The 13,155-nt window shown below is 39.0% G+C and carries 15 protein-coding genes; 9 read left to right on the forward strand and 6 right to left on the reverse strand.

What is annotated here, in order from left to right; all coding sequences use genetic code 11:
• Positions 1-191 precede the first annotated feature (191 nt).
• Together QZ738_RS19950 and QZ738_RS19955 are read right to left on the reverse strand one after the other, a co-directional pair.
• Complete coding sequence (locus tag QZ738_RS19950) at positions 192-911, reverse strand: DUF481 domain-containing protein (RefSeq protein ID WP_293789923.1); 720 nt, start codon at positions 909-911, stop codon at positions 192-194.
• Between the two features lie 40 nt (positions 912-951).
• Positions 952-1,203, reverse strand: a complete 252-nt coding sequence (locus QZ738_RS19955) for a hypothetical protein (RefSeq protein ID WP_293789925.1) — start codon at positions 1,201-1,203, stop codon at positions 952-954.
• Positions 1,204-1,445: 242 nt separating this feature from the next.
• Here QZ738_RS19955 and QZ738_RS19960 point away from each other — a divergent pair, with 242 nt between their 5' ends.
• Entirely contained in the window at positions 1,446-2,297 is an 852-nt protein-coding gene (locus tag QZ738_RS19960; protein ID WP_293789926.1) for an SDR family oxidoreductase, read from the forward strand.
• A gap of 126 nt (positions 2,298-2,423) precedes the next feature.
• Here QZ738_RS19960 and QZ738_RS19965 read toward each other — a convergent pair whose 3' ends face one another.
• Positions 2,424-2,729, reverse strand: coding sequence for a hypothetical protein (locus tag QZ738_RS19965; RefSeq protein WP_293789927.1), 306 nt, complete (start codon positions 2,727-2,729; stop codon positions 2,424-2,426).
• A gap of 133 nt (positions 2,730-2,862) precedes the next feature.
• Here QZ738_RS19965 and QZ738_RS19970 point away from each other — a divergent pair, with 133 nt between their 5' ends.
• Positions 2,863-3,582, forward strand: coding sequence for a DUF4142 domain-containing protein (locus QZ738_RS19970; protein WP_293789928.1), 720 nt, complete (start codon positions 2,863-2,865; stop codon positions 3,580-3,582).
• Between the two features lie 121 nt (positions 3,583-3,703).
• On the forward strand, positions 3,704-4,300 hold the full coding sequence (locus tag QZ738_RS19975; RefSeq protein WP_293789929.1) for an FMN-dependent NADH-azoreductase: 597 nt from the start codon (positions 3,704-3,706) through the stop codon (positions 4,298-4,300).
• A 217-nt stretch (positions 4,301-4,517) separates the two neighbouring features.
• Here QZ738_RS19975 and QZ738_RS19980 read toward each other — a convergent pair whose 3' ends face one another.
• Positions 4,518-4,673 carry a hypothetical protein gene (locus QZ738_RS19980; RefSeq protein ID WP_293789930.1) on the reverse strand — a complete coding sequence of 52 codons (156 nt, stop codon included), beginning with the start codon at positions 4,671-4,673 and terminating at the stop codon, positions 4,518-4,520.
• Positions 4,674-4,964: 291 nt separating this feature from the next.
• Here QZ738_RS19980 and QZ738_RS19985 point away from each other — a divergent pair, with 291 nt between their 5' ends.
• Entirely contained in the window at positions 4,965-5,279 is a 315-nt protein-coding gene (locus QZ738_RS19985; protein WP_293789932.1) for a hypothetical protein, read from the forward strand.
• A 195-nt stretch (positions 5,280-5,474) separates the two neighbouring features.
• Here the strand turns inward: QZ738_RS19985 and mnmA are convergent, their stop codons facing one another.
• Positions 5,475-6,566, reverse strand: a complete 1,092-nt coding sequence (gene mnmA, locus QZ738_RS19990; protein WP_293789934.1) for a tRNA 2-thiouridine(34) synthase MnmA — start codon at positions 6,564-6,566, stop codon at positions 5,475-5,477.
• A gap of 520 nt (positions 6,567-7,086) precedes the next feature.
• Between mnmA and QZ738_RS19995 the strand changes: the two genes are divergently transcribed.
• The 5 genes from QZ738_RS19995 to arsB all read left to right on the forward strand — a co-directional run bounded on the left by QZ738_RS19995 (position 7,087) and on the right by arsB (position 12,023).
• Entirely contained in the window at positions 7,087-9,372 is a 2,286-nt protein-coding gene (locus QZ738_RS19995) for a GH92 family glycosyl hydrolase (RefSeq protein WP_293789936.1), read from the forward strand.
• 207 nt (positions 9,373-9,579) lie between these two features.
• Positions 9,580-9,909, forward strand: a complete 330-nt coding sequence (locus tag QZ738_RS20000; protein WP_293789938.1) for a helix-turn-helix transcriptional regulator — start codon at positions 9,580-9,582, stop codon at positions 9,907-9,909.
• 37 nt (positions 9,910-9,946) lie between these two features.
• Entirely contained in the window at positions 9,947-10,513 is a 567-nt protein-coding gene (locus QZ738_RS20005; protein WP_293789940.1) for a DUF6428 family protein, read from the forward strand.
• An 18-nt stretch (positions 10,514-10,531) separates the two neighbouring features.
• Complete coding sequence (locus QZ738_RS20010; protein ID WP_293789942.1) at positions 10,532-10,951, forward strand: arsenate reductase ArsC; 420 nt, start codon at positions 10,532-10,534, stop codon at positions 10,949-10,951.
• Between the two features lies 1 nt (position 10,952).
• Complete coding sequence (gene arsB, locus QZ738_RS20015; RefSeq protein WP_293789944.1) at positions 10,953-12,023, forward strand: ACR3 family arsenite efflux transporter; 1,071 nt, start codon at positions 10,953-10,955, stop codon at positions 12,021-12,023.
• Positions 12,024-12,113: 90 nt separating this feature from the next.
• On the opposite strand, the gene QZ738_RS20020 is transcribed toward arsB, so the two are convergent.
• Positions 12,114-12,932, reverse strand: coding sequence for an SDR family oxidoreductase (locus QZ738_RS20020; RefSeq protein ID WP_293789946.1), 819 nt, complete (start codon positions 12,930-12,932; stop codon positions 12,114-12,116).
• Positions 12,933-13,155 lie beyond the last annotated feature (223 nt).

Consider the following 13,155-nt stretch of genomic DNA (forward strand, 5'->3'; position numbering starts at 1 on the left):
TTTTGATGCCAAAAAGTAAGAGCCCTTCGGCGGCGGTGAGCCGAGGCAAGACTGTGCTGTATGGCATAAGAAATCAGTTACGTCATTTATATTGATTTTTATACCATAAATTATTCCTCAGGGTGACCAATCTGGAGAATCTACCCCATACTTTTAACTATAGAATTAAGGCTTTAGGACCAAATACTAATCTAAAAATACTTGTCAAGCGTTAATCCATACGTTAGGTTCAGGTTTTCGCTATGCGTAATGTTCAGTTTATTGTAATTCAAAGCGGTAGTGAGGCTGATCCATTTACGGAGTTTTAAACCAAGTGTAGTGGTAGAACGGATAATATAATCGCCCTTTCTATCAAACGAGTTTTGGAGGAAATGATTTCCATCAATCGTAATCAGTTCCTTTATATCAAAATGATACTGTAACCTGAGAGAGTTCCGATAGGTGTGGTAGCTTTCACCCACAATCAAACTACTTTGATCAAATAATACGCCGTCACTAAGGTTAAGGTATGCATTCGGTTTGTCTAATATGCTATAGGCAATGCCACCGCCGGCAAGTAATTGGTTTTTTAGTTTTAAAGAATAACTGGTATTATAATTCACAAGGCCCCAATAATAAAAGTGTGGAAAGGTTTTGTAGAGGTTAAAATTTAACGTAGTCGAAAAATCATTGTTGGTTAAATTCTTGTTTTGCTTTCCGTAAAGCCATGCCGAAGTGGAATTTAAAACAAAACTTTTCCTTTTAAGACCAAAATTTAGTGCGTTGTTCAATAAATAGGCACGATCTTCATTGGTACGGTTGATAGAGCCGGTAGATGTGAGCAGTAAATGGTACCTGGTACTATCAGTGTATTGGGCGTATGACTTAAGGTAGCACAAGAAAAAACATAGTGGCAGCGCAAGAAGCTTCATGTAAATTTAACATTTGTTACTGTCAATATGTTTTTAGCCTTTAATTATGATCATACCATTTGGGTAAGGGTATGTACTCCTCGTCCCAGATAATTTTACCTTGTTCATTTTTGTAACCGGCAGAGATCAGTTCGATGTGAGGCGCCTCTTCTGCAATTTCTTTTTTAAAGCGGTAGGCGTCTATGGCTAAGTAATGATAAAGTTTTTCCTGTTCAGATTTATTCTCTGCCAATAAAATCAAAGCATTTTCACCTGTTTTGAGGGTATGGATAAATGTGCCTTTTACTCTCATTATCTTTTTAGGTGAAAGACAATATAATTCTGGGATAAGTTTTGTTTATTTTAACTTAGGTCAGTAAAGTTAATTCAGAAAAAGCAAGGCTAACATTCGTTTACAATGGTGTAACAGGAACAAAATATTCAGTCAAATTGGCTTAAATTCCAAGGGCTAAGGTTGAGGTGCTTAAAACTTTGCAGAAGATGCTCTTGTTTTGTTTTCAAATGTAGTAGTGAAAATTATTTAGATATCAAGCGATGAAAACAACAAAAACACCTGCTAAACAAAATAAACAACCCGGCATAGAGTCAGAAATGAATCCCAGGCCAGAAGTAATTAAAGCGAATTATAAGGGAGCAGGCAAACTAAAAGATAAAGTTGCGTTAATTACCGGTGGGGATAGTGGCATTGGACGTTCCGTAGCTGTTCATTTTGCCAGAGAGGGCGCTGATGTGGCTATTGTTTACCTGGATGAAGATGTAGACGCAAAGGAAACCCGGAAAATGGTGGAAGCAGAAGGTAAAAGCTGTTTATTGATTAAAGGCGATGTTAAAAAACCTGCATTCAGTAAAAAAGCAGTAGAAAATACGGTGAAAAAGTTTGGAAAGATTAATATTTTGGTTAATAACGCCGGAATGCAGGTTCCACAGAAAGATCCAAAAGAGATTGATGATAAACAACTGGAAGATACTTTCCGTATTAACATATTTGGCTATTTTTATTTTGCGCACGAAGTATTGGCACATTTTCAGGCAGGCGACAGCATTATCAATACGACTTCAGTAACGGCTTACCGTTCTTCTCCAAATCTGATCGATTACTCATCAACAAAAGGAGCAATCACATCTTTTACCCGTTCGCTCGCTACAAATTTAGCCAAAAGCGGTATCCGGGTAAATGCCGTAGCACCAGGCCCGGTTTGGACACCACTCATTGTTTCTACCTTCGATGAAGAAAAGATCAAGTCGTTTGGTGCTGAAACGGCAATGGAAAGGGCAGGTCAGCCCTCAGAACTCGGCCCTTCTTATGTCTTCCTGGCTTCTGACGATGCCTCGTTTATTACCGGACAGGTAATGCATGTTAATGGCGGAGAAGTGGTAAATGGGTAGCTTTTCTGAAGATAGATGGGTATAATGGTATCACCCTATATTATGGTTACAACATATGATACGCTTTAAATAAAAAATGCCAGGCTCTTGCAAAGTCTGGCATCTTTTGTTCATCGAATGGATGTCTTATAGCATTTCACTATCATCTTCATCATAAGCATTAGGGTCTTTATCCAACTCTTCTAGATCCGAATCATTGTAGTCGTCGGTTTCTTCCAGTTCATCTTCTTCGTGCTCCGGATCTTCGATTTCCTCATTCAATTGTGTTCCCTCACCATCTGCAAAGGGTACTTCATCTTCGGTGTAGTCATTGTCGTCATCAGGGTCAGGAGTAATATGACCTTCAGCTACATTTCCCTGCGAACGGTTGATCTGGAACTGTTCGATATTTTGAATTTCTTCTTCTGGTTGGTTGATTTCTTGATTTTCCATAGTATATCTTTTTATAACACAACAAGTTTAAAATGTATTAAGTTTAGTAGAAAGTTAAAATGTTAAACCCTTTGGTTGTATGTTTTAAATAATAAGGTGTGCAAACTTTTTAAATCTCAATATGGTTCTATTAATGCGTTATAGCTTATTGATTATTATGGAAAAACGTTTCAAAACCAGGAAAATAGCAGTAGTGGGAATGATTATTTCAGCTACTTCATTTAATGCGGTTGCTAATTCGGATTGGCGTTATGCAACTTATACTGATTACATTCATCAGCAAGATACCATAACCACTGCTCAATTTTTGCAACAGGCAGCAATTGCAGGAATGAAAGAGGTTTTAACAGGGAAACTTGCCGCAGACGGGGCAACTGATAAAAGAATTAAAGCATTTGGCCAGATGATGGTTGATGATCATAGCAAAGCCAACGAGGAGTTACGGGCACTGGCAAAGCTTAAAAAAGTAACGCTGCCCATGAGCACACCTGAAGGTGGGCTGAGACCAGATGGCCGGGTTGATTCCTCTCCTGAGAACATGAAAGATACTTCGCGTACCAGAAATGACGGTGGCGAAGTCGGTAATACTGGTCTGGCACAAAAAACAATTAACGGAACAACAGAAACTGAAGTAGCAGCAGCGATTGATCAGCTGAAAAAACAAAAGGGAAGTTCATTTGATCAGGCTTATGTAGACATGATGGTTTTAGATCATCAAAAGGCTGTTGCATTGTTTGAGAAAGCTGCCCAATCTTCTGATAACGATGTCAAAGCATTTGCCGGTAAACATCTTCCTATCCTAAAAAAGCATTTAATAAAAGTAAACGCTTTGGCTGGTAAATCTGGTAACTAGACTTCTTGGCTTTAAAAAAGCGGGCTACTATACTAAAGGATAGTGCTATCCTTTAGTATAGTAATAACCTTTTGATACTTAGTAATTATAATTTTGCCAGACATAAAATAATAAGGCAAAAATGAAAATATTACACTTAATATCCAGCCCCAGGGGCGAAGCATCTTTTAGTATTAAATTGGGAAACGCCATTGTAGAAAAATTACAGGCAGCATATCCGGATAGTACCTTAAAGGTACATGATCTTACCAATACCCCGTTTCCTCATCTGGAAGAAGTACATATCAATTCTTTTTTTACACCAAAAGAAAATCATAGTGCAGAATTAACATCGGCAATAAAACATTCAGACGAGGCCATTGCCGAACTTAAAGATGCGGATGTAATCGTTATCGGTGCACCGATGTATAATTTCGGGATCCCTTCTACTTTAAAGGCATGGATCGATCATATTGCACGTGCTGGTCAAACATTCAGATACACAGAACACGGACCTGAAGGTTTGGTGAAAAACAAAAAATTGTATTTAGCCATCTCTTCCGGTGGTGTATATTCAGAGGGGCCGATGAAACCTTACGATTTTACAGAATCTTATCTGAGAGCTGTTCTTGGTTTTATGGGTATGACCGATATCACTGCATATCGTGCTGAAGGCGTAAGCATTCCGGATTTAAAGGATCTCGCTTTAGATAAAGCAATCGAAAGTATAGCCATATAGGTAGTTTATCATTATTGGCTTACTGGTCATTAGTTTATTAGTCATTGGTTTATTTATTGCTAGTTAATCAAAAGTTTTTCAATCTGCAGAAGACTTAGCTAATGACTATGGACTAATGACTTTTTACTAAACTAAGCTGCCGATATTTCTCAACCCAGCAGGTAAAATCATTTATCTCAAGCGGTTTGTTCATAAAATCTTCGGCCTCACATTTAGCCTATACTGCATTCAAATGGTTGCTGGTGGATATTATCTTTAGTGGAATATAATGTGTTTTAACCTTACGCTTTCGCGCATTACAGGTTTTCAGTCCATTTCCATCTGGCCACCTCATATCAGGATTAACCTCCAACACATCAATGTACCTTTTCATCAGTCCAACTTTTGTGAGCTAAATAACTAATCTAGTTATCAGGTATTTATAGTATTTTTGCATCAGAAGTGCGTTATTAACCTCTTTCTTTGCGCATGTCATACATTTCTATAATTTTAGCGTTAACTAAAAAAAATATTAAAATAAATTTTGATACTAATTTTTTTAGTATAGATTTGCTTTTGGAGAACCGAAATAAAAGGAACCAACATCGAGATCATTCAATCTACAATGGGTGATTTTAAACAAAAGCCTTTGTTCTTGGTTTGTTTGCTGATATATTTATTTTCTATGACCGTTACCGTTTTAGCTATACTCGAAACAGATTTTAAACCTGATCTTTCATTAGGTAGAATTATGAATGAAAGGCTTAGGATTGCCGCTGCAGATTTGCAGGATATCCATTTACAACCTCTGCATGCAGTTGGGCAACGCAGTGATGATTTAGTGGTTTACATCAGTTATAACCCAAAATATAAAATAAGATGGCGTGTAGTTAACGACGTGCCGGAAGATGTAGAAAACTTTGTGGCCCAAATCTGTGGCAATTTAGGCTATATCAACTGGAAAACCGCTTCAATTAATATTTTTAAGGGAAGTGAATAGTGATCAATCCGCTGTTTAGTAAGGTATTTGTAAATATGATTAAACACAAAAACGAGATTTTAGATACATCTCGTTTTTTGTTATTATGCCATCTCCGATCATGATGTTTAATGATGCTGAAATAAGTTCAGCATGACGGATTTTACCGGTATTCCCTCAAATTGAATTTATTTCAGGGTTTATGCAAATAGTCTTTTAAACCAAAAATCCTCCACCCAATAAATCATTGCCTTCGTAAAATACAGCCGATTGGCCGGGAGCAATGGCAGATACGTGATGATCGAAAACGACACGCATTTTATCTTTTTCCTGCACAATGGTGCTTAACATACCCGAATCCTTATAACGGATTTTAGTGATCACATCATTCATGGGTTCTTCAATGCTTGCGTACTTGATCAGGTTAATATTGCGTACCATGGCTTCGCGGCGTTCAAGTTCATCAGCTTTGCCTAAAACCACCGTATTGCTTTCCGGAAGGATCTGTGTAACAAACATAGGCTCACCAAAAGCAACACCTAACCCTTTACGCTGACCAATAGTGTAAAAAGGATACCCTTTATGTTGTCCAACAACCATTCCATTACTTAAAATGAAATTTCCGCCGGCCACTCTGTCTTCCAGGTCGGCTACTTTATGTTTTAAGAAAGCCCTGTAATCATTGTCCGGAACAAAACAAATTTCATAACTCTCTGATTTTTTTGCCAATTCTTCCTGTCCCATATCCAAAGCCATCTGCCTGATTTCAGACTTTGCAAAACTACCCAATGGGAATTTAGTACGGGAAAGGTTTTCTTGCGAAACGCCCCATAATACATAAGATTGATCTTTATTTTCGTCTTTCCCTTTCGAAATTACATAACGGCCGCTATCCTGCCGGCGGATATTGGCGTAATGCCCGGTTGCAATAAATTCACAATCCAGTTTATTGGCACGTTTTAAAAGTGCTTCCCATTTGATGTGCGTATTACATAAAACACAAGGATTCGGGGTTCTTCCGGCAAGATATTCGTCCACAAAATTATCGATTACATAATCACCAAACTCATCCCTGATATCCAGAATGTAATGGGGAAATCCATAATTTACGGCAAGCGTACGGGCATCGTTAATACTATCTAATGAGCAACAACCTGTTTCCTTACTACTACCTCCGGAAGTAGCATAATCCCATGTCTTCATCGTTAATCCAATAACCTCATAACCCTGCTCATGCAACATTACAGCCGCTACCGAACTATCAACCCCGCCACTCATGGCAACCAGAATTCTACCGTGTTTACTCATCTTAAAAATATAAGGATGCAAAAATAAGGTTTATTTAGCTGAAATTATTTAGAGGAAGTCAGTTACTTGTAAAAAGCGGTTGTTAATTTCTCCTGCTTATTACCTAGATGCGTCAAAGTGTTTAGGTGTTCATTAAATTTTAAAAATGAATGGTTCGGTGTTAATGGCTGCCAGCAGTCCTGCTATCCCTTCAAGTCCTCGGCTCGTTCCTCACCTCCGGGCTTTCCGTTCTATCAGGTTTATTGATCAGAATCTGTATTACATAGCCATGAAAAAACTCTTCCGGTAAACTGTTTGGCGTTAAAATGAAAGAAGTCAAGTTTAAAATAGTGCGGTGCATACAAACTTGACTTCTTTTATCTCCAAACCACGCAGGTTTAAGGTAATAATAAATGGTAGGCGCAATAAACTGAAATGTATTTTTTTGATTTACTTAAACGTTTTAGTTGAGTGTTATATGCATATTTGAAGATAAATTTATACCTTAGGATTTTCAATAAAACAAGCTAATTTAAAAAATATGATTAAAAGAGTGATCCTGCCTTGTTTTTTGCTATCGGCCATGATGGCATCGGCACAGCAGAATTTGGTGCAGTATGTTAAACCCATTATCGGTACCTCAAAGATGGGGCATACCTACCCAGGTGCAACTGTTCCTTTTGGCGCAGTGCAGCTAAGTCCCGAAACGGATACTTTGTCGTACGAAGTAAACGGAAAATATAATGGCGATGTGTACAAGTATTGTGCGGGTTATAAATATGAGGATAAAACCATTACAGGCTTTAGCCACACGCACTTTAGCGGTACCGGCCATTCTGATCTGGGCGATTTTCTCATTATGCCTACACAAGGGAAGTTACAGTTAAACCCAGGGGTGGCTTCAAACCCTAAAGGCGGTTACCGTTCTGCTTATTCGCATAACAATGAAGTTGCAGAGGCTGGTTACTACAAGGTAAAACTCGATGATGATAATATTACCGCCGAATTAACCTCAACAACGAGGGTAGGGATGCATCAATATACTTTTCCTAAATCAGACCAATCGCATATTATTTTGGATCTGATGGCAGGCATTTATAATTATGAAGATAAAAACGTCTGGACTTATATTCGTGTGGTTAACGATACCCTGGTTACCGGCTACCGTCAAACCAATGGTTGGGCCAGAACAAGGACCGTATATTTTGCAATGAGTTTCTCCAAGCCTTTTAAAAGCTATGGACGTAAAAGTTATGACGCAAAGCAAGCATATAGAGGCTTTTGGGGCAAGTTTAATCAAGACCAGAACTTTCCGGAAATTGCAGGCAAAAAGTTAAAAATGTTTTTTGATTTCGACACCAGGGAGGGAGAGAAGATCAAAATAAAATTTGCTTTATCTCCTGTTAGTCAGGATAATGCATTACAGAATATGCGTGCGGAAATTTCGGGCTGGGATTTTGAAAAGGTAAAAGCCCAGGCACAGGCCAGCTGGAACAAGGAGTTGAATAAAGTACAGGTAACTACTTCTAACGACAATAAAATTAATTTTTACACAGCCTTGTACCATGCTTACATCAACCCAACCACTTATACTGATGTGAACGGAGAGTATAAAGGTTTGGATCAGGGTGTACACAAAGCAGATGGCTTTACCAACTACACTACTTTTTCGCTTTGGGATACTTACCGTGCTTTACATCCATTTTTTAATATCACACAGCCTGCCCGAAGTAATGATATGGTGAAATCGATGTTGGCACATTATGATCAGAGCAGCTTGCACATGTTGCCGATCTGGTCGCACTATGCCAACGATAACTGGTGTATGAGCGGCTACCACAGTGTTTCGGTAATTGCTGATGCCATTATTAAAGGAACTTACAGTGGCGATGCGAATAAAGCTTTGGATGCCTGCGTGGCAACAGCCAAACACCGCGATTATGAAGGAATTGTCTATTATATGGATAAAGGTTATATCCCGGCAGAAAAATCGGGTATTTCAGTTTCCAATAATCTCGAATACTCTTATGATGACTGGTCAATTGCGCAATTGGCTAAGAAATTAAATAGAATGGATGTTTATGATGAATTTATCAAACGTTCCAACAACTGGAAAAATAACTATGATAGTGCGACTGGTTTTATGCGGCCGAAATTAGCCGATGGAACCTTTAAAAAGCAATTCGATCCAAAAGATACCGAAGGACAAGGTTTTATTGAAGGGAATAGCTGGAACTATAGTTTTTTTGTGCCACAGGATCCCGCTACATTGATCGACATGATGGGCGGTAAAAAGAAATTTGCTACCCGTTTGGATACTTTGTTTACCATGCATTTGCCTGATGAGTTTTTTGCGCACACCGAAGATATCACCCGTGAAGGCATTATTGGGGGATATGTGCATGGAAATGAACCTGCACATCACATTGTATATCTTTACAATTGGGCCGATCAGCCATGGAAAACGCAGGCACAGGTTCGGCACATCCTGAATATGCAATATAAACCTACAGCAGATGGTCTGGGTGGAAATGACGACTGTGGACAAATGAGCGCCTGGTACATGTTCTCTTCGTTAGGATTTTATCCTGTTGCGCCAGGTTCTGATGTATATTCGTTGGGAAGTCCTCTGATAGACCATGCAGTGATTAATTTGGAAAATGGTAAAACCTTTACGGTTGAAGCCCTTAAACAAAGTGATAAAAATGTGTATGTAGAAAAAGTTTTATTGAATGGCAAAGAAATTACCGATCATAAAATTAAACATGCTGATATTACCAATGGCGGAAAACTTACTTTTTACATGAGTGCCAGACCTAAAAAGTAATTATATATCATCCAGATAAAGCGAAACGCCGGCTTTCTTGGCCGGCGTTTTTTTAGTGCTTTATTTTTTTGCCGTTATTTGTTTGTTAAATTGTACGCTATATCGCTTGGATGTTGTTTCATTTTGGAATGCCAGGCGCAAAACGTGAAATTTATCAGTTAATTATTTTTAGGATTAATTTATTTATCGTAATATTGCGATATAAATATGGGACTTACTAAAACCGAAATCTTTACCGAAGAGCAGAATCAATTGGCAGCCTGGCTAAAAGCACTGGCGCATCCTGCCCGAATAGCAATCCTTCAAAGGATTTTGCAATCTAATACCTGTATCTGTGGGGATCTGGTTGAAGAACTTGGTTTAGCTCAGGCTACTATTTCGCAACATTTAAAAGAACTCAAAAATGCCGGGCTTATTCAGGGCACTATTGAGGGGGTAAGCATCTGTTATTGTATTGAACCAAAAACCTGGAAGTTATTACATACGCAGGTGGGCAGTTTCTTTGCTTCCTACAAGGGTGAACAGAACTGCTGTTAAAATTTTTTAACTAAATCAATCGTTAAATTGCAATATTATGATTAATATATCTTCAACACTATGGAACAGCTTTAAAGCTGAGCTTCAGCAATATCCGGAACTATCTTTACAGTTTCAATATGCTCCCGGCAAATGGGTGAATGCCAATTACCACATTACTGAAATTAAACAGGCGCCGATTACGTCAGTAGACTGCGGGGGCGTCATGAATGCCTGGACTGAAATTATAGTGCAGTTATGGGAACCTACCGAAGATGGAGAAGGCAATGCCATGCAGGTAAAAAAAGCATTATCCATTATTGATCTGGTAGAGAGTAAGTTGCAACTAAATCCCAATGCAATGGTGAAAATTGAATTTGGCAATTCTGCGTTCCATACCAGGCAAATGTTTCCAGGCCAATTTCAGATTGACGGCGGGAATCTTATTGTTAACCTTGTACCTGATGTTACACAATGTAAGGCAATAAACCGTGGCGGATCTTGCGGTACTACTGCAACGGGTGAGGAATGCTGCGTACCTGCTCAGCCTGAAAAAAGGAAAATCGAATTGGTTAACCTGGCTACTGATCAAAATAGCTGTACTCCCGGCAGCGGTTGTTGTTAAACTAATAAACGTAAAATAATGAAAAATATATTGGTGCTCTGCACCGGAAACAGTTGCCGTAGTCAACTGGCGGAAGGATATCTGAAACACTTTGTTCAAAACAAAGCTAAAATTTACAGTGCGGGTATTGAAGTTCATGGCGTTAATCCAAGGGCAATAAAGATAATGGCAGAAGATGGAATCGATATTTCAGCGCAGACATCAAATAATATCGAAGAATACTTTGATGTTCCTTTCGATTATGTAATTACCGTTTGTGACCATGCGAAAGAAAGTTGCCCGAATTTCCCAACACAGGCCATAAAACTGCATCATAACTTTCCCGATCCTGCTAAAGCAGTAGGTACCGATGAAGAAATTATGGCCGATTTTAGAAATACGAGAGATCTCGTAAAGATCTACATGGAAGACTTTGTAAACAAAAACTTAAACAGTTGATATGTCAGCAAATGTTTGTGCACCAGTTGCCCAAAGAAAACAACTAAGCTTTTTAGATCGTTATTTAACTTTGTGGATTTTCTTCGCCATGTTATTGGGCATAGGCCTGGGTTTTCTGTTTCCTTCATCTGCAGTATTCATCAGTTCCTTTTCCACCGGAAGTACTAACATTCCTCTGGCAATCGGATTAATCATGATGATGTACCCACCTTTAGCAAAAGTGGATTACCGTAACCTCGGAGAAGTATTTAAAAACACGAAGGTTTTGGGTGCTTCGCTGTTTTTAAATTGGGTTATCGGGCCGTTTTTAATGTTTTTTCTGGCCATCATCTTTTTACGGGGATATCCTGAATACATGGTTGGTTTAATGATGATCGGTTTGGCCAGATGTATTGCCATGGTTGTGGTTTGGAATGAACTTGCCGAAGGCAACCGGGATTACGCCGCTGCTTTGATCGCCCTGAACAGTATTTTTCAGGTATTGTTTTACAGTGTGTTCGCCTATTTTTTTATTACCATTTTGCCGCCCTTATTCGGGTTAAAAGGATCGGTTGTGTCGATTTCTATTGTAGAGATTGCAAAGAGTGTAGGGGTTTATCTGGGCATCCCATTTGTAATGGGTATTTTGAGTCAGAAAATTTTGATTAGATGGAAAGGTGAAAAGTGGTTCCGCTCCATTTTCATTCCGATAATTTCTCCGGTAACCTTAATCGCACTTCTTTTTACCATTGTAGTAATGTTCAGTTTAAAAGGTGGATTAATTGTGCAGATCCCTATGGATGTGCTTCGGATTGCCTTGCCTTTGTTGATTTATTTCGCTATCATGTTTGTAATCAGCTTTTTTACAGGTAAATATTTTGGGGCAGATTACGGCAAAAGTACCGCTATTGCCTTTACCGCTACCGGCAATAACTTCGAATTGGCCATTGCAGTGGCCATAGGTTTATTTGGAATCCATTCCGGACAGGCGTTTGCCGGGGTAATAGGCCCACTGGTAGAAGTGCCAGCTTTGATAGTGCTGGTTAAAATCTCGCAACGGTTCAGAAGTCGATATTTTAAAACTAAGCGGTAATAGCCATCTCGTGTGAAATGCAGTGAAATGAAAAGCTTTGTTAAAAAGATTTCTCTACTTCGCGGCGTTTCACTCGAAATGACAATTGTTTTATGCTGATGTATTAAACACCAAATCACTAAAGTTGGAGGCTGTTGCCAGATATTTCCAATTGGCCATATCCCGTTGTACAGCTGTAATTTTCGTTTCGGCTATCTGATAAGCATCAGGGCCTAAGAACAAATGAAGCGGTGCATTTTCACTTTTTGAAGCCTCAATTATTACCTCAACCGCCTTAGCCGGATCACCTGGCTGTTGATTGTTGATGTCGTTCTGGTGTGCCGCTTGCGTGTCGCGCACTTCTTTGTAGGCATCAATAGGAGCGCCTGGTGTGGCTAAAGAGTTTGCTGTAAGGAATTCAGTTCTGAAATAACCTGGTTCTACAACTGTTGCCTTTATACCCATCGATTTTACTTCTGCAGCCAATGACTCGGTAAAGCCGACTACCGCAAATTTGGTGGCGCAATAAATCCCAAAGCCGGGGAAATTACCTGAAAAGCCACCGATGGAAGAGATATTGAAAATATGACCTGATTGTTGTTTTCGCAACTGCGGCAACACCTTTCTGATTACATTTAAAGAACCAAAAACATTCACATCAAAGTTTTGGCGCGATTCTTTGTCGCTTAACTCTTCCAAAGCGCCAAGCATGCCATAACCTGCATTATTCACAACAACATCCAGCTGGCCAAATTTGCTGATGGTTTGGCTAACTGCATTTTCTACACTGTTTTCGTCGATCAGATCAACGGCCAAAGGCAAGAAATTTTCTTGTTCGCCTACGGCTTTCATTAAATCTTCTAAATTTCTTGAAGTTGCGGCAACGTTAACGCCACTGTTTAATAATGTTTTTACTAAGATGAGTCCCAGGCCTTTTTATGCACCTGTTACAAACCACACTTTTTGATTTTCCATAGTGTTTTTTTTTAGAATGAAATGAATTGATAAGGCTGTATCATATATTGTACTGTCATCCTGAGGAATAATTTATGGTATAAAAATCAATATAAATGACGTAACTGATTTCTTATGCCATACAGCACAGTCTTGCCTCGGCTCACCGCCGCCGAAGGGCTCTTACTTTTTGGCATCA

Origin of the sequence: uncultured Pedobacter sp., from assembly GCF_913776295.1 — a bacterium.
Taxonomy (GTDB): Bacteria; Bacteroidota; Bacteroidia; order Sphingobacteriales; family Sphingobacteriaceae; genus Pedobacter.